Origin of the sequence: Citrobacter sp. CtB7.12 (genome assembly GCF_001297795.1) — a bacterium.
Lineage (GTDB): Bacteria > Pseudomonadota > Gammaproteobacteria > Enterobacterales > Enterobacteriaceae > Citrobacter_A > Citrobacter_A amalonaticus.
Genome location: NZ_LIFT01000001.1, coordinates 143,812 through 164,538, shown reverse-complemented (window position 1 = coordinate 164,538; position 20,727 = coordinate 143,812). Strand labels below are relative to the sequence as shown.

The following is a 20,727-nucleotide window of genomic DNA, read 5'->3' as shown; positions in this document are numbered from 1 at the left end:
GGTGGTACACGCAACCCCCGCTGCTTCCAGTGTTGGTCGCGATGTTATGCAAAGATACATGCCGTGAATGTGAATTACAGCACATATTGTTACAGATTTATGATGAATGTTCAGAAAGGCGCACGAAATCACGTTTCATTTTCGAATTATGAGCGAATATGCGCGAAATCAAACAAACCATGCTTTTTATGTGGCTAAATGATAAAAAACGAACTGTGAGGGAAAACAATGAAAACTCGCGACTCGCAAACCAGTGACGTGATTATCATTGGGGGTGGTGCCACTGGCGCAGGGATTGCCCGCGACTGCGCGCTGCGTGGACTCCGTGTTATTTTAGTCGAGCGTCATGATATTGCGACCGGAGCGACCGGTCGTAACCACGGACTGCTGCACAGCGGCGCACGTTATGCGGTGACTGACGCCGAATCTGCCCGCGAATGCATCAGCGAAAACCAAATTCTGAAACGTATCGCCCGCCACTGCGTTGAGCCGACAGACGGTCTGTTTATTACCCTGCCCGAAGATGAGCTTTCCTTTCAGGCCACCTTTATCCGTGCCTGTGAAGAAGCGGGCATTCGGGCAGAAGCGATCGATCCGCAACAGGCGCGGATTATCGAACCGTCGGTGAATCCACAGCTGATCGGCGCGGTCAAAGTGCCGGACGGAACGGTCGATCCGTTCCGCCTGACTGCAGCCAACATGCTTGATGCGAAAGAGCACGGTGCTATTATCCTGACCGCCCACGAAGTGACGGGGTTGATCCGTGAAGGCGCGACCGTTAGCGGTGTCCATGTGCGCAACCATCTCAATGGCGAAACGCAAACGCTGCATGCGCCGGTGGTGGTGAACGCCGCCGGGATCTGGGGACAGCGGATCGCGGAATATGCCGATTTGAGTATCCGCATGTTCCCGGCGAAAGGGTCGCTGCTCATTATGGACCACCGCATCAACCAACACGTCATTAACCGCTGCCGCAAGCCTTCCGACGCCGATATTCTGGTACCCGGCGATACCATTTCGCTGATTGGCACCACCTCAACCCACATTGATTACAATGATATCGACAGCAACCGCGTCACCGCCGATGAGGTCGATATTCTGCTGCGCGAAGGTGAAAAGCTGGCGCCGATCATGGCGAAAACGCGCATTCTGCGCGCCTACTCCGGGGTGCGTCCACTGGTGGCAAGCGATGACGATCCCAGCGGTCGTAACGTCAGTCGCGGCATTGTGCTGTTCGATCACGCGAAACGCGACGGCCTGGACGGGTTTATCACGATTACCGGCGGCAAACTGATGACTTATCGTCTAATGGCGGAATGGGCCACCGACGCGGTCTGCCGGAAACTGGGTAACACGCGTCCTTGCATCACTGCAGACACGCCGCTACCGGGCTCGCAGGAACCCACGGAAAGCACGCTGAAGCGCGTGATCTCTCTGCCAGCCCCACTGCGAGGCTCCGCGGTGTATCGCCACGGCGACCGTACGCCAGCATGGCTGAGTCATGGTCGTCAGCACCGCAGTCTGGTCTGTGAATGTGAAGCCGTCACTGCGGGTGAAGTGCAGTACGCCGTCGAAAATTTAAACGTCAACAGCCTGCTTGATCTCCGTCGTCGCACCCGCGTGGGGATGGGCACCTGTCAGGGCGAGCTCTGCGCCTGCCGTGCCGCCGGGTTGCTGCAACGCTTTAACATCACCACCGCTGCGCAGTCCATTACCCAGTTGTCAGACTTCCTCAACGAACGCTGGAAAGGCGTACAACCGATCGCCTGGGGTGATGCCCTGCGCGAAAGCGAATTTACCCGCTGGGTATACCAGGGATTATGTGGTCTGGAAAAGGAGCCTCGCGATGAGATTTGATACGGTCATTATGGGCGGCGGTCTCGCCGGACTGCTGTGCGGACTGCAGTTGCAAAAGAGCGGATTACGCTGTGCGGTGGTCACTCGCGGTCAGAGCGCGCTGCACTTCTCTTCCGGCTCGCTGGATCTGCTCAGCGCGCTACCGGACGGGCAACCAGTGAATGACATCACTGCCGGTCTGGACGCCCTGCGCGAACAGGCCCCAACACATCCCTACGCCACGCTGGGTACGCAACGCGTTCTGACACTCGCTGAACAGACACAGGCGCTGCTGGAAGCCTCCGGCGCGCATTTGCAAGGCGAGGTTCGGCAGTCACATCAGCGGGTCACCCCGCTCGGCACACTGCGTTCGACCTGGCTCAGTTCACCGGAAGTCCCTGTCTGGCCGCTGGCGGCAAAACGCCTCTGTGTGGTGGGCATTAGCGGCTTACTCGATTTTCAGGCGCACCTGGCGGCGGCCTCTTTACGTCAGCAGGATCTGACGGTTGAAACCGCCGAAATCGACCTGCCGGAACTGGACGTGTTGCGTGACAACGCCACCGAATTTCGGGCGGTGAATATTGCACGTTTTCTGGATAACGAAGATAAATGGCCCTTGTTGTATGACGCGCTGTTGCCGATCGCAAAAACCTGCGAAATGATCATCATGCCCGCCTGCTTTGGTCTGGCGGATGACCGCCTCTGGCGCTGGCTCAACGAGCGTCTGCCATGCTCGCTGATGCTACTGCCTACGCTACCGCCATCGGTGCTGGGGATCCGTCTGCATAACCAGTTGCAGCGTCAGTTCGTCCGTCAGGGCGGGATCTGGATGCCAGGCGATGAGGTGAAGAAAGTCACCTGCAAAAATGGCGTGGTGAGCGAAATCTGGACGCGCAACCACGCGGACATTCCGCTACGCCCGTGTTTCGCGGTGCTTGCCAGCGGGAGTTTCTTTAGCAGCGGCCTGCTTGCCGAACGTGAAGGGATCCGCGAACCGATTCTGGGACTGGATGTTCAGCAAACGGCGACCCGCGCCGAATGGTATCAACGCGATTTCTTTGACGCGCAACCCTGGCAACAGTTTGGCGTCAGCACTGATGAGGCGCTGCGCCCGTCGTTGGCCGGACAAACCGTAGACAACCTCTATGCGATTGGCTCGGTTCTCGGCGGATTCGACCCCATTGCCCAGGGATGCGGAGGCGGTGTCTGCGCAGTCACCGCGTTACATGCCGCCCATCACATTGCAGCACGTGCAGGAGGTGAGCAATGAGCGATACGAGTTTTGAAAGTTGCATCAAATGCACGGTGTGTACTACCGCCTGTCCGGTCAGCCGTGTGAATCCAGGTTACCCGGGCCCCAAACAGGCCGGTCCCGACGGCGAGCGCCTGCGTCTGAAAGATGGCGCGCTGTACGACGACGCGCTGAAATATTGCATTAACTGCAAACGCTGCGAAGTGGCCTGCCCGTCTGACGTCAAAATCGGCGATATCATTCAGCGCGCGCGGGCAAAATATGACACCTCCACCCCGTCGCTGCGTAACTTTATCTTAAGCCACACCGACCTGATGGGCAGTGTTTCCACCCCGTTCGCGCCGGTGGTCAACACGGCAACATCACTGAAACCGGTGCGCCAGTTGCTCGATTACGCGCTGAAAATCGACCATCGCCGGACGTTGCCAAAATACTCTTTCGGCACCTTCCGCCGCTGGTATCGCAGCGTGGCGGCCCAGCAGGCGCAGTACAACGATCAGGTTGCCTTCTTCCACGGTTGTTTTGTGAATTACAACCATCCGCAGCTCGGCAAAGATTTGATCAAAGTGCTGAACGCGATGGGCACCGGCGTTCAGTTATTGAGTAAAGAGAAGTGTTGCGGCGTGCCGCTGATTGCCAACGGGTTCACCGACAAGGCGCGTAAACAGGCGGTGACTAACGTCGAATCACTGCGTGAAGCGATTGGCGTGAAGGGGATTCCGGTCATTGCCACTTCCTCGACCTGTACTTTTGCACTGCGTGACGAGTATCCGGAAGTGCTGGACGTCGACAACAGCGGTCTGCGGGAACATATCGAACTGGCAACCCGCTGGCTGTGGCGAAAACTGGACGAAGGAAAAACCCTGCCGCTGAAGCCGTTACCGTTAAAAGTGGTGTATCACACGCCGTGCCATATGGAAAAAATGGGCTGGACGCTGTACACCCTTGAACTGTTACGCCGCATTCCGGGGCTGGAACTCACGGTGCTGGATTCTCAGTGCTGCGGAATAGCTGGTACCTACGGCTTTAAAAAAGAGAACTATCCTACCTCGCAAGCCATCGGCGCACCGCTGTTTAAACAGATTGAAGACAGCGGCGCGGATATTGTGGTGACCGACTGCGAGACCTGCAAATGGCAAATCGAGATGTCCACCAGCAAACGCTGCGAACATCCGATCACCCTGTTGGCGAAAGCATTAGGCTAAATGACTCGCCCGGCGGCACGGTGCCCCGGGCGTTTTTGCGTTTAGCCTTCCACAAAATTGAATACGTTACCGTCGTACGTATTTATCTCCCGTCCCTCTTCGCAAAGACTGAATTTCGGGCATGCAGCCCTTAATGTAACCTCGTATCGTCACGTCACTGGATTCTTTGGTGATGGACAACCATGGTGAAATCAACGACGTCAACACCGCACGATGCCGTGTTTAAAAAGATGATGACCCATCCTGAAATTGCGCAGGATTTTCTTAAGATTCATCTTCCTGAGTCATTATGCAAACTTTGCGAGTTAACCACGCTCAAACTGGAATCCACCACCTTCATTGAAGACGACCTGAGAACCTACTATTCCGATGTTTTGTGGTCGCTGAAAACACGCGAGGGTGAGGGTTACATTTACTGCGTTATCGAACATCAGAGTACCGCCGTGCCGCACATGGCCTTTCGTTTGATGCGCTATGCCACTGCCGCGATGCAACACCACCTTGATAGCGGAAATAAAACCTTGCCGCTGGTGATCCCGATGCTGTTTTATCATGGCGAACAAAGCCCATACCCTTTCTCACTGAACTGGCTGGACGAATTTAACGACCCACAGCTGGCGCGGCAACTCTACACGGAAGCCTTTCCGTTGATCGATATCACGGTCATCTCTGACGACGAAATCATGCAGCATAAGCGCATAGCCCTGCTGGAACTGATGCAAAAACATATCCGCGATCGTGATCTGATGGGGCTGGTTGACCGACTGGTCACGCTGTTAATTACTGGTACTGCTAATGACAGCCAGTTGCATGCGCTGTTTAATTATCTGGTGCAGTACGGCGATGTGTCCCGCTTCAGTGACTTTATCCGTAACGTCGCTGAGCGAGTTCCCCATCACAAGGAGAAATTGATGACGATTGCAGAAAGGCTTCGGCAGGAAGGCCACCATACGGGATTGCAGGAAGGCAGGCAAAAAGGCACCAGGGAGGAGGCATTACGTATCGCGCGGATGATGCTGAAAAGCGGGATCGAACGCGACAAGGTGTTGATGATAACCGGACTGTCACTCGACGATATCATGGCAAACAGTCCGTAAAGTCTGACAGATGGCCCGGCGGTGCAGCGCCGCCGGGCTATGGATTTAGTAACTGCTTTTCAGTTTCGGCATCGTCTGACCGGGCTTAAACATTGCCAGCCGCTGATCCAGCGCGTCAGTATACAACATAGTATCAACGCCCACGGCGACAAAGTTTGCCCCCCATTCCAGACATTTCTGCGCCATGAGCGGATCGACGGCGAGAAAACCCGCCGCTTTTCCGGCCGCACGAATGCGCTGGATGCTCTCTTTGATAATCCTCTGCACCTCCGGGTGCCCGCTGTTGTCCGGATACCCCAACGAAGCCGAAAGATCGGCGGGACCAATAAACACGCCGTCAATCCCGTCTACATCGAGGATCGCATCCAGATTATCCAGCGCGGCTTTACTTTCAACCTGCACCAGCAGACAGAGTGACTCATTGGCCTGCGCCATATAGTTTTCAATGCGTCCCCAGCGCGCTGCCCGCGCCACGCTGGCGCCGACGCCGCGCTCCCCCACCGGCGGGTAACGGGTTGCAGCAACCACCTGCCGCGCCTGTTCTGCGCTATCGACCATCGGTATCAACAGCGTCTGCGCGCCGATATCCAGTACCTGCTTGATCAATGCCTTAGCGCCTTCTACCGGACGAATCACCGGCTGGCTGGCGTAAGGGGCTATCGCCTGCAACTGATGATAGAGATCCTGCATCGTGTTCGGCGCGTGTTCGCCGTCGATCAGCAGCCAGTCATAACCCGACGTCGCGGCAATTTCCGCCATATAAGAGGTGGTCGAACTCAGCCACAGTCCGATTTGTACTTCCCCTTTGCGGAGTGCGTCCTTAAAAGGGTTTGCTAACAATGCGTTCATAATGATCCTTACAACATGGATAAACTTATTGATGCGCAGCACCCGGTTGCGACGCAGGACGATTTACGCTCAGGGTGAAAATAATCAATGAGCCGATGATGGCGACGCCCGCCAGCGTCAACAGTCCTGCGGCATCGCTGGCAAACATCGTTTCTGCTTTAACACGCAGGATTGGCGCAATAAACCCGCCCACCGCGCCAAACAGGTTCACGAAGCCGATCCCCGCCGCCAGCGCGGTGCCGGAAAGTAATTGCGTCGGCATGGTCCAGAACACCGGTTGTACGGCGATAAAACCGACAGCCGCTACGCAAAGCGCCAGAATCGCCACCATCGGAGACGCCAGCCCGGATACGCCGATGCCAATCCCCGCCGCCAGCAGCGTCAGCGCAGCGACATTACGACGTTCACCCGTACGGTCTGAGTAGCGAGGGATCAGCCAGGTCCCGAACAGTGCGGCAACCCATGGAATGGCAGTCACCACCGACGCCGTGAAGCCGACTTTGGTGCCCAGCAGTGCAGCAACCTGAGTCGGCAGGAAGAAAATCAGTCCGTACACCGCCACCTGAATCGTCAGATAGATAATCGCCAGTTGCCAGACGCGTCCGTTACGCAGGGCATCCGTCAGTTTTGACGTGGTCTTCTTCTCTTCTTCACTCGCCAGTTGGCTTATGAGCGCCGCTTTCTCTTCTGCGCTGAGGAAACGGGCCTGCTGCGGGGTATCATCCAGCCAGAAGAAGGTGAAGACCCCGGCACCAACTGCCAGCAAACCTTCGATAACGAACATCCAGAACCAGCCAGGATGCCCCATGAAACCGTGCATCTCCAGCAGCGCGCCGGACAGCGGCGATCCCAGCGTCAACGCCAGCGGCGCCCCCATGTAAAACAGCCCCATAATGCTGGCGCGGTTACGCTGCGGGAACCATTGCGAGGTGAGATAGATCATGCCGGGGAAGAAACCGGCTTCCGCCGCTCCCAGCAGGGTACGGATAATCAGGAATTTCGCCTCGGTATCCGCCCACGCCATCGCGGCGGAGAGGAATCCCCACAACAGCGTGGTGGTGCCAATCCATGTTCTGGCCCCCAGCTTGCGCATCAGCAGGTTAGCGGGCACGCCAAGAAAGGCGTAGACCACAAAGAAAATCCCCGCGCCAAGCGCATAGGCTTCGTTGCTCAGCCCGGTATCAATCTGATAGGTCTCTTTGGCAAAGCCAATGTTCGAACGGTCCAGAAACGCCAGTACATACAGTGCCAGCATAAACGGGATTAAACGTGCGCGGTTTTTCTTCACCACGCCGTCAAGAAGAGTGGTACTCATAGCAAGATCCTCAAAGAGATGAGGGCGTTGCCGACGCTGCGGCAACGCACAGGTCATTAGTGGCTATAAGGCCGTTTCAGATTGCAGTCGCGGTTAAGCTCCACGCCGAATCCTGGTTTATCCAGCACGGACTTATGAATGCGGCCCTGTACCGGTACCGGTTCATCAAGCAGAATCGGGTCAAACTGCGGACGCATGGTTGAGCAGTCCGGGCTGGTCATCAGGAACTCACTGAACGGCGTGTTGGTGAAGGTAATCACCGCATGATGTGAGTAGACCGACGAGCCGTGCGGTACCACCAGTTGTCCGCGCGATTTCGCAATCGCAGCAATCTCGACCAGCGTGGTCAGGCCGCCGCACCAGCCGACATCCGGCTGCATGATATCGATACCGGTTTCCGCCAGCGTACGGAAGGACTGCAGTGTGCCGTGGTGTTCACCGCTGGTGACCATCATGCCTGCCGGCGCATTGCGTTTCAGTTCGCGATAGCCTTCATACTGCTGTGGCGGTAAACACTCTTCGATCCACTTCAGGTTAGATGGCGCGCAGGCGTGAGCCAGCTTCGTGGCGTAATTCACGTCCTGACTCATCCAGCAGTCCAGCATCAGCCAGAAATCCGGGCCGCACTTCTCACGCATCTCCGCCACCATCGCGGCATCTTTGCGGATCCCCACATCGCCGTCGTGTGGTCCCCAGTGCGTCGGCATTTTGCCGCCAATGAAGCCCATCTCTTTTGCCAGATCCGGACGAGCACCCGTGGCGTAAAACTGAATTTCATCGCGCACCGCGCCGCCCAGCAGTTTGTAGACCGGCAGACCGACCACCTTGCCAAAAAGATCCCACAGCGCCAAATCAACGCAGGAGATGGTGTTCATCACCAGACCGCCAGAGCCTGAGTAATACATGGTCGCACCGAGCATCTGATCGTGAATGAGTTTGATATCGCTGACGCATTTTCCTTCGATAAAGCGATTGAGGTGTTTTTCAACAATAAAGCACCCCATCTCCCCTGCCGTAGAGACCGCAAATCCCGTCTGTCCGTTTTCGGCTTCAACTTCGACAATCAACGTACCCAGCACGTTAATCCCAAAGGACTGGCGTGACTGTTCGTATTCACGATATTTGCTCATCGGCGTGGCGATATGATCGTCAATCCAGTGATTCGCCCCCTGGTCATGATAATCACCGCCGCCAGCGCCTTTTTCTGCGGTAGCGCCACCGGTAAACCAGGCGCGGACATGTTTAATTTTGGGTAGGGTCATGATGTTCTCCATTATTATGATGCGAGTGAATCGAAGGGACTTTTCCATCCCAACAGACGTGAAATATCCTTCGCGCAGGCAATGGCTTTGCCGGCAAGATAATCACGATTCTCTTCGTTAATTTCTAAGCGAGTGCCAACCACCGAAATGGCGGCGGCGGGTTCGTTATTGGCATTAAATACAGGGGCAGCAACACAGCGTACATCCGGATAATCCTCTCCGTTGTCGAAGCTCCAGCCGCGCTGACGGATGCGTTCCAGTTCATCGCTAAGTTGCTGAGGTTGGGTGATCGTGGTGGGGGTCGCCTGCTCCCACACCAGCTGTTCAATAATGGCGTTACGCACGGCGGCGGGCTGCCAGGCCAACAGGCACTTACCAATACCAGAGCGATACAACGAAAGGCTTTTCCCTTCATGGGAGCGCACGCTGATGGTCGAAGACGATTCCACCTTCAGGATGTAATACGCGCTTTCATGGTCAATGATCCCCAAATGGCAGAGCAGCCCCGTTTCATCCATCAGTTGCGTCAGGCGTGGTCGCGCCAGTTCACGCAGATCCATTTTGCTGAGCGCATGGCCGGAGAGTTCCACCAGTTTGGTCCACAGACAAAAGTTCTCCTGGTGATCGACACTGATAAACCGCTGACGCTTCAGTTCACTCAACAGCAGGTACGCCGTGCTTTTGGGAATACCCAGCGTTTCGATAATCGTGGCGGCGCTACAGGGGCCAATCCGCGCAATCAGATTGAGAATATCAATGGCGCGGGTGAGCGCCGGGACTTTGCTTGATTCCAACATACTGGACTCCAGTCTGAGATACTGGAATCAGTGTGATCGGTCGCGTCAGGTAAATTTGTGAAGCGCGTCATGTCGCGCCTTTCTTCCAGCAGAATGGAGAAATTACGTGCAGGAATGTGAGGTGACGCACGGATTTTTTCGTGGGGAGTACAATGGGTTGGACAAAAAAAGAATCAGCCCGAAAAACGCAATGCCTTCGGGCGAGGTAAAGACTACAGCGTCAGGGATTCAACCACCTCAATCCAGCCGTGTTCGCTGGCAATATCCTGCTTGTTGAACCAGCGACGTAACATGTTTAGCGCCATCATCGCACAGACCTCCTGACGGACCAGCAGACTGTGACGGGTCACGCTGAAATGCACGCGCAGGGCAAACGTCCCGTCGGGGGTCGCCAGCGCAAAATTCAGGTGATCGTTTTCCAGCCCGGAGATCGCCAGCGCCAGTCCGGCGTAGTGGTTATCGCGCCGTTCTGTCGTCCAGTGCGCAGTCTGCGCCAGCGTCTCTTCCTGCGAAGGCACCACTTCACTGGCCAGCAGCGGCGCGCCCACGCGGGAGAGCTGCAGTGCCACCAACCCGCCGGTGAACTGCTCGCTCAGCGTCAGGCTGAGCTGCCTTTTCTGCAACTCGCGGGCGATTTGCAACGGAAGTCCCTCGGTACCTTCAAAAATCAGGCTTTGGCCGGCAACACGTTTGACCTCCTGCCACAGACCGCGCATCGCTTCACGCTGGGCATACGGTCCGGTTAATTTCAGTTCGATAATTGGCATCGAAGAACGGTAACCCAGCGTCACCCCTTCCGGTAATGAAAGCGAGTCGAGGCTTTGCGCCAGATCGCTTTCCGAACGACCAAAGGTGGTCAGACGCAGACACAGCGGCGGTTCGGTGAGAGAGAAGCGCTCGCGCAGACGCGGCAGGATCTCATGTTCTACCATCACCTTAAATTCTGACGGTACACCCGGCGTAAAGAACATCAGACAGCGATTAAGCTGTACCGCGAAACCACAGGCGGTGCCGACAGGATTATTGATGAATTCAGCGCTGGCGGGCAGTTCCGCCTGTTTGCGGTTGCTGGGCGCCATCACTCTGCCGCGCTCGCGGAAGAATCGTTCCATCTCGGCAAGCCAGGCTTCGTGCAGAACCAGCCCTTCCCCTTTCGCCGTCGCCGCAGCAAGCGCGCTGAGATCGTCACTGGTCGGCCCCAGTCCACCGTTGACGATCAGTACGTCAGCATGCTGACTCCGCTCGCGCAGAATGGCGACCAGGCAATCGAGGTTATCGCCCACCGTATTACGACGGGTTAAGGGCAATCCCTGATTAAAGAAAAAATCGGCCAGCCAGGCTGCATTCGTGTCGACGATTTGCCCGTGCAACACTTCATCCCCGGTGGATAACATCTCCACGTTTAACATCGTGTTCTCCTGCTTTTATGATGAAAACACTATAACGCAAAGGGGGAAGTGGCGTGGTAGAGAAATATCAGGAAGGTAACAAAAGTGGCGCGGCAGAAGACCGCGCCACCAAAATTAGAAGCTGGCATTGACCCCAACATACGGGCCGTCCGCAATGGCGTTATCACGATTGCCGTCTTTACCCGCCAGGTTGAGGTAGCGATAACCCGCTTCGATGCTGAGCGGACGCATGATCGTCAGACGCGCGCCGGCATTCGCCTCTTCATAGCTCTGGATCCCGCTGGATAACGAGTCCGGTGAGTAGTAGTACTCGCCGAACAGGCGGAAACTGTCGCCTATTGGCCACTGTAATCCACCGCCAACCGCAGCAGCATAGCCTTCATCACTGTCGTTCGGGTTGGTATAGACCCCTTTGCCGCCCACCGTCGCCATCAGCGGACCGAGCGGTAGATTTAGCCCCAGCCCCAGACCCGCGACGTCACCGTCGTCATCGCTATGCATCCAGTTACCGCTCAGCGCCAGTCCCGTGGACTCGGTGCCAAAGCCGACGCCAACGTTGGTATATTCTTTACCCGCCTGTCCGCTGATGCTCATTGCACTCGCAGAGGCGGAAACGAACAGCATTCCCGCTATGCCAAATAATACGCTTTTTTTCATTTTTACCCTTTCCAGCAAGCAAATACGTAAAGTTCCCCAAAGCCGCAGGATTGTACTGCCAGCGCTAAAGGAATCAATGAGCTAAAAAAGCGATCGTGCGGCATTTTGTAACTAAATAATACCGTTCAGAGACAAGAAGAGTCCCGTTAACCCTCTTTACCGTCCGGAAAAGCGCCAGGATACTATTTTTTATTCATAGCAATCCATCAAAGTACATTTCTCATATGAATAGAAAATAAACATTTTCTCCCCTGTTGCCAGGGGATAAACTTTTCCCTGCTAACACTCCCTCTGCTTCAAGGAACATTACCGTGCGTCAAAGGACTATTGTTTGCCCCTTAATACAGAATGCTGGAAGTTATCTCCTGTGCCAGATGGCCGACGACCGGGGCGTTTTCCCGGGCCAATGGGCACTGTCTGGTGGTGGCGTTGAACCAGGCGAACGCATTGAAGAGGCCCTGCGCCGTGAGATTCGCGAAGAACTGGGTACTGAGTTGGTTCTGACTGATATCAAACCCTGGACCTTCAGCGATGATATCCGTACCAAAACCTACCCCGATGGCCGTCAGGAAGAGATTTATATGATTTACCTGATTTTCGACTGCATCGCTGCCAATCGTGAGGTGCATATCAATGACGAGTTTCAGGCGTTTGCCTGGGTCAAGCCGGAAGATTTAGCGAAATACGATCTGAACGTTGCGACGGTGAAAACCTTAACACTGAAAGGGTTATTGTAATATTTGATGACAGCCATTACGGCTGTCATTCTTTATTCATAATAGGGGTTAGAGTGATACCAGTTTACCATCAAGGAATAATTTTCCCTTATCGACATGCATCACCAGGCCGTCCAGATAATCCGGGGTCAATTTTACACCCCGCATATTTTTTGCAAGATATGTCAAACAATGATTATGGGTAAAAATTACCACATCTTTATTTTCCGACTTATTGGCTAAACGCTCAATGGCCTGATAAGTCCCCCGCCCACAGGCATGCATGCCTTTATCTACCGTCAGTTTTTTATCCGCAGAAAACCAGGTCGCTGACTGAATGGTGCGTACCGTATCGCTGGCATACAAATCGTAGTCTTTTATCTCTTTACCAAACGCGGCGCCCAACGCACGGGCTTGCTTCGCGCCATGCTCGGTAATGCCGGTTTTATCCGACAGGCAGAGATTGTCTGACCTGTCGCAGCGCTCGGCATGACGAAACAACACCACCACCGGATGCTGTTTTGCCAGTACCGCCAGAGTACGGGAATCGATTCGCGGCAATCCGTTACTACTCCAGGCGAAATGGCTGCCCAGCCCTACCATTATCACCAGCGCTGATAACAGGATAACCGTATATTTTTTGGATTTAATGAAATACTGGGACACGATAAACACAATAAACTCCACCCGTTACCGGCGAACAGAAATATCACTTTACGGCATACCGCTTAATCAAAGGCATGATCATTTAAGTGGGCAAAATGCCCGAAAACCCTGGCCAATGCAAATGCAATATAGAGAAAAAAGGATATATTTTCTTAACGTTAAGTTCTTAAGGTTAAATTAATATTCAGCCACTATTATTTGGCTTTAACTGGATAATCCTCATTTAGCCTCCTGTTTATGACTTAATAAATAAGAGGATCGCAGTATCCAAATGGCTAAAGGAAATATAATGTCTGATTTTCTGCCTTTCTCTCGCCCGGCGATAGGTACGGAAGAACTTGCCGCAATCAAAGCGGTTCTTGATTCCGGATGGATTACGACCGGCCCGAAAAATCAGCAACTGGAAGAGGCCTTCTGCCAGCTGACGGGAAACCACCACGCTATTGCCGTTAGCTCCGCCACGGCAGGTATGCATATCGCTCTCATGGCGCTGGGAATCGGTGCCGGTGATGAAGTCATCACCCCGTCAATGACCTGGGTTTCCACCCTGAACATGATTGTGCTATTGGGCGCCACCCCAGTGTTGGTGGATGTCGACCGCGACACGCTGATGGTCACCGCTGAGCACATTGAAGCCGCCATAACGCCGCGCACGAAAGCCATTATTCCCGTCCATTACGCCGGCGCACCGGCCGATCTGGATGCCATTTACGCCCTTGCAGAACGTCACGGCATTGCGGTTATCGAGGATGCCGCCCACGCGGTCGGGACTTATTATCAGGGTCGTCACGTCGGCGCACGAGGTACCGCGATTTTCTCCTTTCACGCCATCAAGAATGTCACCTGCGCAGAGGGAGGACTGATCGTCACCGATGATGAGCCACTCGCCCGGGAGTTACGTAAGCTGAAATTCCACGGACTCGGCGTGGATGCCTACGATCGCCAGACCTGGGGTCGCGCGCCTCAGGCCGAGGTACTGACACCGGGTTACAAATATAATCTGACCGATATTAACGCGGCGATAGCGCTGGTTCAGTTAGACAAACTAGAGACACTAAACCGTCGCCGGACAACCATCGCCCACGCGTACCAACAAGCGCTGGCCGATCTGCCGTTTCAACCGCTGAGCCTGCCGTCATGGCCCCACGTCCATGCATGGCATCTGTTTATTATTCGTACCGACGAAGAGTGCTGTGGCATCAGTCGTGACGCGCTGATGGAGGCGCTCAAAGCCCAGGGAATCGGGACCGGTTTGCATTTTCGCGCGGCACACACGCAGAAATATTACCGCGAGCGCTTTAACACTCTGTCGCTCCCCCATACCGAATGGAACAGCGCACGTATTTGCTCGCTACCGCTGTTTCCTGATATGACCCCGGCGGATACCGATCGTGTCATCACCGCACTTCGCCAGATTGCAGGTAAATAACCATGTTTGAAGCTCTTCCGATTACGAAAGTGTCGGTGGTGATCCCTGTCTATAACGAACAGGAAAGCCTGCCGGAACTGTTCAGGCGAACCACTGCGGCCTGCGAGAGTCTGGGAAAAGACTATGAAATCCTGTTGATTGATGACGGTAGCAGCGACCACTCTGCCCGGTTGTTGATCGACGCATCAGAAGCCGAAGGCAGCCACATCGTTTCGATTTTACTCAATCGCAACTACGGGCAGCATTCCGCCATCATGGCGGGATTTAGTCACGTTACTGGCGACCTGATCATTACGCTCGATGCCGATCTGCAAAACCCGCCGGAAGAGATCCCGCGTCTGGTGGCAAAAGCCGATGAAGGGTATGACGTCGTTGGCACCGTACGCCAGAATCGTCAGGACAGTCTGTTCCGTAAAACCGCCTCGAAGATGATCAACCATCTGATTCAGCGCACCACGGGCAAAGCCATGGGCGACTACGGCTGCATGCTTCGCGCCTATCGCCGGCACATTATCGATGCCATGTTGCATTGTCATGAGCGCAGCACATTTATCCCGATTCTGGCGAATATTTTTGCCCGGCGCGCCACGGAGATCCCCGTTCATCACGCGGAACGTGAATTTGGTGATTCCAAATACAGCTTTATGCGGCTGATTAACCTGATGTACGACCTGGTGACCTGCCTGACGACGACGCCTTTGCGCATGTTGAGCCTGCTCGGCAGCGTCATCGCCGTTACCGGATTTACTCTGTCGATACTCCTCGTCATTCTCCGCCTGACGCTGGGGCCACAATGGGCGGCTGAAGGGGTATTCATGCTGTTTGCCGTTCTGTTTACCTTTATCGGCGCGCAGTTCATCGGCATGGGATTACTCGGCGAATATATCGGTCGAATTTACAACGATGTCCGCGCCCGCCCCCGCTATTTCGTCCAGCAAGTTATTCGTCCGGAAAGCCCGCACTCTACAAAGGAAAATCAATAATGAAAGCCGTTGTCTTCGCGTATCACGATATGGGCTGTCTGGGCGTTCAGGCCGTGCTCGACGCCGGCTATGACATTGCCGCCATTTTTACACATGCGGATAATCCAGGAGAAAACACGTTTTTTGGCTCCGTTTCTCGCCTGGCCGCTGATGCGGGGATCCCGGTCTACGCCCCGGATGACGTGAACCATCCAATCTGGGCTGAGCGTATCAGCCAACTCGCTCCTGACGTTATTTTCTCTTTCTATTACCGTCATCTACTCAGCGATGCAATTCTGGAACAGGCTCCGGCTGGTGCATTCAACCTGCACGGTTCACTCCTGCCAAAGTATCGCGGTCGCGCCCCGTTGAACTGGGTGTTGGTGAATGGCGAAAGTGAAACCGGCGTGACGCTGCACCGCATGGTCAACCGCGCCGATGCAGGCGCCATTATCGGGCAACAGCGTGTCGCTATTTCGCCTGACGATACGGCCCTTACGCTACATCATAAGCTTTGCCAGACCGCCCGACAGGTGCTGGAACAGGCACTACCCGCTATCAAACGCAGAGAGACGCGTGACGTTTTGCAAAACGAGAGCGACGCAACGTACTTTGGTCGTCGCACGCCTGAAGACAGTTTCCTGACGTGGAACCGACCGGCAACGACGCTGCATAACATGGTGCGGGCGGTCGCGGCCCCCTGGCCGGGCGCGTTCAGCTATTCCGGCACGCAAAAATTCACCATCTGGTCATCCCGCGTCCACTCACAGCCCCAGACCGCGCAACCGGGTACCGTGATTTCCGTCGCGCCCCTGCTGATCGCCTGTTCCGAAGGCGCGCTGGAGGTAGTGACCGGACAGGCGGGTAACGGCATCACCATGCAGGGTGCACAGTTAGCGCAGGTACTCGGCCTGGTTGCAGGCTCCCGTTTAAACAGCCCATCGCTGGCTGCCAGCAAGCGCCGTACCCGCGTGCTGATCCTCGGCGTGAATGGTTTTATTGGCAACCATCTTACCGAACGCCTGCTGCGCGAAGACCACTACGAAATCTATGGTCTGGATATCGGCAGCGATGCGATTGGCCGCTTCCTCAACCACCCGCGTTTTCATTTTGTGGAAGGCGACATCAGCATTCACTCTGAATGGATCGAATATCACGTTAAGAAATGCGACGTGGTGCTGCCGCTGGTGGCCATTGCCACGCCAATTGAATATACCCGCAACCCACTGCGCGTCTTTGAACTGGATTTTGAAGAAAACCTGAAAATCATTCGCTACTGCGTGAAATACTGTAAGCGGATCATTTTCCCCTCGACTTCTGAAGTGTACGGGATGTGTACCGACAAAGTGTTTGATGAAGACAGCTCGAATCTGATTGTCGGGCCGGTCAATAAACCCCGCTGGATTTACTCGGTGTCCAAACAGCTTCTCGACCGTGTCATTTGGGCCTATGGCGAAAAAGACGGGCTCCGCTTTACCCTCTTTCGCCCCTTCAACTGGATGGGGCCGCGACTCGACAGCCTGAATTCTGCGCGAATTGGCAGCTCACGCGCCATCACACAGTTGATCCTTAACCTGGTGGAAGGCTCGCCGATTAAGCTTATCGAAGGCGGAAAACAGAAACGCTGCTTTACGGATATCCGCGACGGCATCGAAGCGCTGTACCGGATCATTGAAAATGCGGGGGGTCGCTGCGACGGTGAAATCATCAACATCGGCAACCCAGAAAACGAAGCCAGCATCAAGGAACTGGCGGAAATGCTGCTGGAGAGTTTCGACAAACATCCACTGCGCCATCATTTTCCACCGTTTGCCGGGTTACGGGTGGTTGAAAGCAGCAGCTATTATGGCAAAGGCTATCAGGATGTGGAGCACCGTAAGCCCAACATCCGTAATGCAAAACGTTGCCTGGACTGGGAGCCTACCATCGATATGCGCGAAACGGTTGACGAGACGCTGGATTTCTTCCTGCGCAGTGTAGAACTCACGGAACATTCATCATGACAAAAGTCGGCTTGCGTATTGATGTCGATACCTTCCGCGGCACCCGCGAAGGTGTGCCGCGCCTGTTAGCGTCATTGAGCCGATACCACATTCGGGCAAGTTTTTTCTTTAGCGTTGGGCCTGACAACATGGGGCGCCATCTCTGGCGCCTGATTAAACCGCAGTTTCTGTGGAAAATGCTGCGCTCAAACGCCGCGTCTCTTTACGGCTGGGATATTTTGCTGGCCGGTACCGCCTGGCCGGGAAAAGAAATCGGTCGCGCAAACGCCGAGATTATCCGTGAAGCGGCACGCCAGCATGAAACGGGTCTGCACGCCTGGGATCACCACGCCTGGCAGTCCCGGAGTCCTCAGTGGAGCGAACAGCAACTGATCGCCGATATTTCACACGGGATCACCGCCCTGGAGGCGATCACCGGCCAGCCCGTGACCTGTTCAGCCGTCGCGGGCTGGCGCGCTGACCAGCGTGTGGTGCTCGCCAAAGAGGCATTTCCTCTGCGATACAACAGCGACTGCCGCGGCTGGGCGCCGTTCCGTCCGGTTCTCGGGGCTGATGCGTTCGCTACGCCACAAATTCCGGTCACGTTGCCCACGTGGGATGAAGCGGTGGGTCGTGAGGTTCAGGCAGAGGATTTCAACGACTGGATCCTCTCCCGAATACAGCGGGATACCGGTACGCCGGTGTATACCATTCATGCCGAAGTCGAAGGCGGTGCCTGGCACCGCCAGTTTGAGGAACTGCTCCAGCGTGCGGCCGATGCGGGCATCACCTTCTGCCCACTTGGCGATCTCCTGCCTGAGGATCGCAACACCTTGCCGCCGGGAGAGATTATTCGCGGTCACATCGCGGGAAGAGAAGGATGGTTAGGCTGCCAGCAAGCAATGAGTGTCATACGATGAAAAACACCCGTTATTATCAGATACTGGCCGCGCTAATCGCGTTCTGGTACATCATCCCCATCAACCTGCGTCTGTTGTGGCAACCTGATGAAACGCGCTATGCCGAGATCAGTCGTGAAATGCTGGCCTCCGGCGACTGGCTTGTTCCTCATTTTCTTGGCGTCCGTTACTTTGAAAAACCCATTGCCGGGTACTGGATCAACAGCATCGGGCAGGGGTTGTTTGGTGCGAACAATTTCGGCGTTCGCGCGGGCGCCATTTTTGCGACGCTGGTCACCACCGTGCTGGTGGCATGGCTTGCCATGCGCCTATGGCGCGATACGCGTACCGCCCTGCTGTCGGCCATCATCTTCCTGTCGTTGTTTATTGTCTACGGGATTGGCACCTATGCGGTGCTCGATCCGCTGATTGCGCTCTGGCTAATGGCGGGACTGTGCTGCTTCTGGCAGGCGATGCAGGCCACCACCTGGCAAGGGAAAAGTGCAGGATTCCTGCTGCTGGGCGTCACCTGCGGGATGGGCGTGATGACCAAGGGTTTTCTGGCGCTTGCGGTACCGGTGCTCAGCGTTCTGCCGTGGGTCGCCGCGCAGAAACGTTGGAAAGATCTGTTCCTCTTTGGCGGATTAGCGGTCATCAGTTGTGTCGTCGTCATTCTGCCGTGGGGACTGGCAATCGCCCAACGTGAACCCGATTTCTGGCACTACTTTTTCTGGGTCGAACACATCCAGCGTTTCGCGATGGATGACGCCCAGCACAAAGCGCCGTTTTGGTACTATCTGCCGGTGCTGATCGCCGGAAGCCTGCCGTGGCTTGCGCTGCTTCCCGGAGCCTTAAAGACCGGCTGGCAGACGCGAGATGAATCGCGCAGCGCATTCTATCTGCTCGGTTGGATCGTAATGCCGCTGGTGTTTTTCAGCATCGCGAAAGGCAAATTACCGACCTATATTCTGTCCTGTTTCGCCCCGCTCGCCATACTGATGGCGAGATACGGATTGAACGCAGCGGAAAAGGGCTTTGCCGCGCTGCGCATCAACGGCTGGATCAATATTCTGTTCGGCGTCATCGGGATTATCGCTACGCTGGTTGTCTCGCCGTGGGGACCGCTGAAATCGCCGGTCTGGATGCACATTGAGGTGTATAAGGTTTTCTGCACGCTGGGGATGTTTGCTCTGTGGACTTTTTTCGGCTGGTATACGCTGACTAACACCGAAAAGAGCTGGATTTATGCCGCGCTGTGTCCCGTGGCGCTGGCGCTGTTGTTTGGTTTTTCCGTGCCCGATCGGGTCATGGAATCCAAACAGCCACAGTTTTTTGTCGAGATGACCCGGGAAAACCTGGCGCCAAGCCGCTACATTCTTACCGACAGCGTAGGCGTCGCCGCCGGGCTGGCCTGGAGCCTGAAACGCGACGACATTTTAATGTACGGGCAAACCGGCGAGTTGAAATATGGCCTTAACTATCCCGATGCTAAAGGCCGGTTCATTCGCTACGGCGATTTTGCGGACTGGCTCAGCCAGCACCGTCAGGAGGGTATTATTACGCTCGTGCTCACCATCGCGAAGGATGAAGACATCAACCGCCTTGCCATTCCCCCTGCTGACAGTATCGATAATCAGGGGCGTCTGGTGCTGATTCAGTATCGTCCCAAATGATCTGGCTGGTATTAGTACTCGCCAGCCTGCTCAGCGTTGCAGGGCAATTATGCCAGAAACAGGCAACGCTCCCCGTGCCGACCCGCGCGCGAAGACGCCATGTTGCCCTGTGGCTGGGGCTGGCGATCGCCTGCCTTGGCCTGGCGATGATCCTATGGTTGTTGGTATTGCAGAACATTCCCGTGGGTATCGCTTACCCGATGCTCAGTCTCAACTTTGTCTGGGTCACATTGCTGGCATGGAAAATCTGGCGTGAACCGGTGGCGCTTCGTCACTGGCTGGGCATCGTCTTGATCATCAGCGGTATTTTTATTCTGGGGAGTGCGGCGTAATGGGATTACTCTGGGGACTGTGCAGCGTGATCATCACGTCCGTCGCGCAACTGGGCCTGAGCTTTGCGATGGCAAACCTGCCGCCGATGACACAGTGGCAGACGTTTATCCCGGTGCTGTTCTCCCTCCATACCGGTACGCTCGTGCTATTCACCAGTTTAGTGGGCTATCTGCTGTCGGTTTTCTGCTGGCATAACGCGCTGCATCACCTCGCGCTGAGCAAGGCTTATGCGCTGCTCAGCCTGAGTTATGTGCTGGTGTGGGTGGCGTCGATAATCTTACCCGGCTGGCAGGGCACGTTTTCTCTGAAAGCACTGCTGGGCGTACTGTGTATCATGGCCGGACTGATGTTCATTTTTCTGCCCGCACCGCGGAAAACGCGCTGACGT

The 20,727-nt window shown here is 55.4% G+C and carries 19 protein-coding genes; 12 read left to right on the top strand and 7 right to left on the bottom strand.

Annotated elements, in window-relative coordinates; translation table 11 throughout:
• Nucleotides 1-228 precede the first annotated feature (228 nt).
• The 4 genes from glpA to AOY24_RS00810 all read left to right on the top strand — a co-directional run bounded on the left by glpA (nucleotide 229) and on the right by AOY24_RS00810 (nucleotide 5,390).
• Nucleotides 229-1,857: an anaerobic glycerol-3-phosphate dehydrogenase subunit A gene (glpA, locus tag AOY24_RS00825; protein ID WP_043000051.1), complete on the top strand. Its 1,629-nt coding sequence runs from the start codon at nucleotides 229-231 to the stop codon at nucleotides 1,855-1,857.
• Nucleotides 1,847-3,106 (top strand): glycerol-3-phosphate dehydrogenase subunit GlpB, encoded by a 1,260-nt coding sequence (gene glpB / locus AOY24_RS00820; RefSeq protein WP_044266206.1) that lies wholly within the window; start codon nucleotides 1,847-1,849, stop codon nucleotides 3,104-3,106. Before glpA ends, glpB begins: the two co-directional genes overlap by 11 nt.
• Nucleotides 3,103-4,293, top strand: a complete 1,191-nt coding sequence (gene glpC / locus AOY24_RS00815) for an anaerobic glycerol-3-phosphate dehydrogenase subunit GlpC (protein ID WP_043000049.1) — start codon at nucleotides 3,103-3,105, stop codon at nucleotides 4,291-4,293. The genes glpB and glpC overlap by 4 nt, the downstream gene beginning before the upstream one ends.
• Nucleotides 4,294-4,475: 182 nt before the next feature.
• A complete protein-coding gene (locus tag AOY24_RS00810) occupies nucleotides 4,476-5,390 on the top strand; it encodes an Rpn family recombination-promoting nuclease/putative transposase (protein ID WP_054175982.1) in 915 nt (304 codons plus the stop codon).
• A 45-nt stretch (nucleotides 5,391-5,435) separates the two neighbouring features.
• Here the strand turns inward: AOY24_RS00810 and yfaU are convergent, their stop codons facing one another.
• From yfaU to AOY24_RS00780, 6 genes are all read right to left on the bottom strand, one after another.
• Entirely contained in the window at nucleotides 5,436-6,239 is an 804-nt protein-coding gene (yfaU, locus tag AOY24_RS00805) for a 2-keto-3-deoxy-L-rhamnonate aldolase (protein ID WP_044258552.1), read from the bottom strand.
• Nucleotides 6,240-6,264: 25 nt separating this feature from the next.
• The gene (locus AOY24_RS00800; protein ID WP_043000046.1) at nucleotides 6,265-7,554 is read right to left on the bottom strand and encodes an MFS transporter; all 1,290 of its coding nucleotides are present in this window, start codon (nucleotides 7,552-7,554) and stop codon (nucleotides 6,265-6,267) included.
• A gap of 56 nt (nucleotides 7,555-7,610) precedes the next feature.
• Nucleotides 7,611-8,816 (bottom strand): L-rhamnonate dehydratase, encoded by a 1,206-nt coding sequence (gene rhmD, locus AOY24_RS00795; RefSeq protein ID WP_043001877.1) that lies wholly within the window; start codon nucleotides 8,814-8,816, stop codon nucleotides 7,611-7,613.
• 14 nt (nucleotides 8,817-8,830) lie between these two features.
• A complete protein-coding gene (locus AOY24_RS00790) occupies nucleotides 8,831-9,613 on the bottom strand; it encodes an IclR family transcriptional regulator (protein WP_043000045.1) in 783 nt (260 codons plus the stop codon).
• Between the two features lie 212 nt (nucleotides 9,614-9,825).
• Nucleotides 9,826-11,022, bottom strand: coding sequence for a nicotinamide mononucleotide deamidase-related protein YfaY (locus tag AOY24_RS00785; RefSeq protein ID WP_054175981.1), 1,197 nt, complete (start codon nucleotides 11,020-11,022; stop codon nucleotides 9,826-9,828).
• Nucleotides 11,023-11,136: 114 nt separating this feature from the next.
• On the bottom strand, nucleotides 11,137-11,679 hold the full coding sequence (locus tag AOY24_RS00780) for a YfaZ family outer membrane protein (protein WP_043000043.1): 543 nt from the start codon (nucleotides 11,677-11,679) through the stop codon (nucleotides 11,137-11,139).
• A gap of 311 nt (nucleotides 11,680-11,990) precedes the next feature.
• On the opposite strand from AOY24_RS00780, the gene nudI reads away from it, so the two are divergent.
• Complete coding sequence (gene nudI / locus AOY24_RS00775) at nucleotides 11,991-12,416, top strand: nucleoside triphosphatase NudI (RefSeq protein WP_043000042.1); 426 nt, start codon at nucleotides 11,991-11,993, stop codon at nucleotides 12,414-12,416.
• Between the two features lie 48 nt (nucleotides 12,417-12,464).
• Here nudI and AOY24_RS00770 read toward each other — a convergent pair whose 3' ends face one another.
• Nucleotides 12,465-13,070, bottom strand: coding sequence for a histidine phosphatase family protein (locus tag AOY24_RS00770; RefSeq protein ID WP_043000041.1), 606 nt, complete (start codon nucleotides 13,068-13,070; stop codon nucleotides 12,465-12,467).
• 280 nt (nucleotides 13,071-13,350) lie between these two features.
• Here AOY24_RS00770 and arnB point away from each other — a divergent pair, with 280 nt between their 5' ends.
• The 7 genes from arnB to arnF are packed head-to-tail and all read left to right on the top strand — an operon-like array spanning nucleotide 13,351 to nucleotide 20,724.
• Nucleotides 13,351-14,490, top strand: a complete 1,140-nt coding sequence (arnB, locus tag AOY24_RS00765; protein ID WP_054175980.1) for a UDP-4-amino-4-deoxy-L-arabinose aminotransferase — start codon at nucleotides 13,351-13,353, stop codon at nucleotides 14,488-14,490.
• A 2-nt stretch (nucleotides 14,491-14,492) separates the two neighbouring features.
• Nucleotides 14,493-15,473, top strand: a complete 981-nt coding sequence (gene arnC / locus AOY24_RS00760) for an undecaprenyl-phosphate 4-deoxy-4-formamido-L-arabinose transferase (protein WP_044266219.1) — start codon at nucleotides 14,493-14,495, stop codon at nucleotides 15,471-15,473.
• Nucleotides 15,473-17,455: a bifunctional UDP-4-amino-4-deoxy-L-arabinose formyltransferase/UDP-glucuronic acid oxidase ArnA gene (gene arnA / locus AOY24_RS00755; protein WP_054175979.1), complete on the top strand. Its 1,983-nt coding sequence runs from the start codon at nucleotides 15,473-15,475 to the stop codon at nucleotides 17,453-17,455. The genes arnC and arnA overlap by 1 nt, the downstream gene beginning before the upstream one ends.
• Entirely contained in the window at nucleotides 17,452-18,354 is a 903-nt protein-coding gene (gene arnD, locus AOY24_RS00750) for a 4-deoxy-4-formamido-L-arabinose-phosphoundecaprenol deformylase (RefSeq protein ID WP_054175978.1), read from the top strand. The genes arnA and arnD overlap by 4 nt, the downstream gene beginning before the upstream one ends.
• On the top strand, nucleotides 18,351-20,006 hold the full coding sequence (gene arnT / locus AOY24_RS00745; RefSeq protein ID WP_054175977.1) for a lipid IV(A) 4-amino-4-deoxy-L-arabinosyltransferase: 1,656 nt from the start codon (nucleotides 18,351-18,353) through the stop codon (nucleotides 20,004-20,006). Before arnD ends, arnT begins: the two co-directional genes overlap by 4 nt.
• Complete coding sequence (gene arnE / locus AOY24_RS00740) at nucleotides 20,003-20,338, top strand: 4-amino-4-deoxy-L-arabinose-phosphoundecaprenol flippase subunit ArnE (protein ID WP_044258530.1); 336 nt, start codon at nucleotides 20,003-20,005, stop codon at nucleotides 20,336-20,338. The genes arnT and arnE overlap by 4 nt, the downstream gene beginning before the upstream one ends.
• Nucleotides 20,338-20,724: a 4-amino-4-deoxy-L-arabinose-phosphoundecaprenol flippase subunit ArnF gene (arnF, locus tag AOY24_RS00735; protein ID WP_043000034.1), complete on the top strand. Its 387-nt coding sequence runs from the start codon at nucleotides 20,338-20,340 to the stop codon at nucleotides 20,722-20,724. The genes arnE and arnF overlap by 1 nt, the downstream gene beginning before the upstream one ends.
• Nucleotides 20,725-20,727 lie beyond the last annotated feature (3 nt).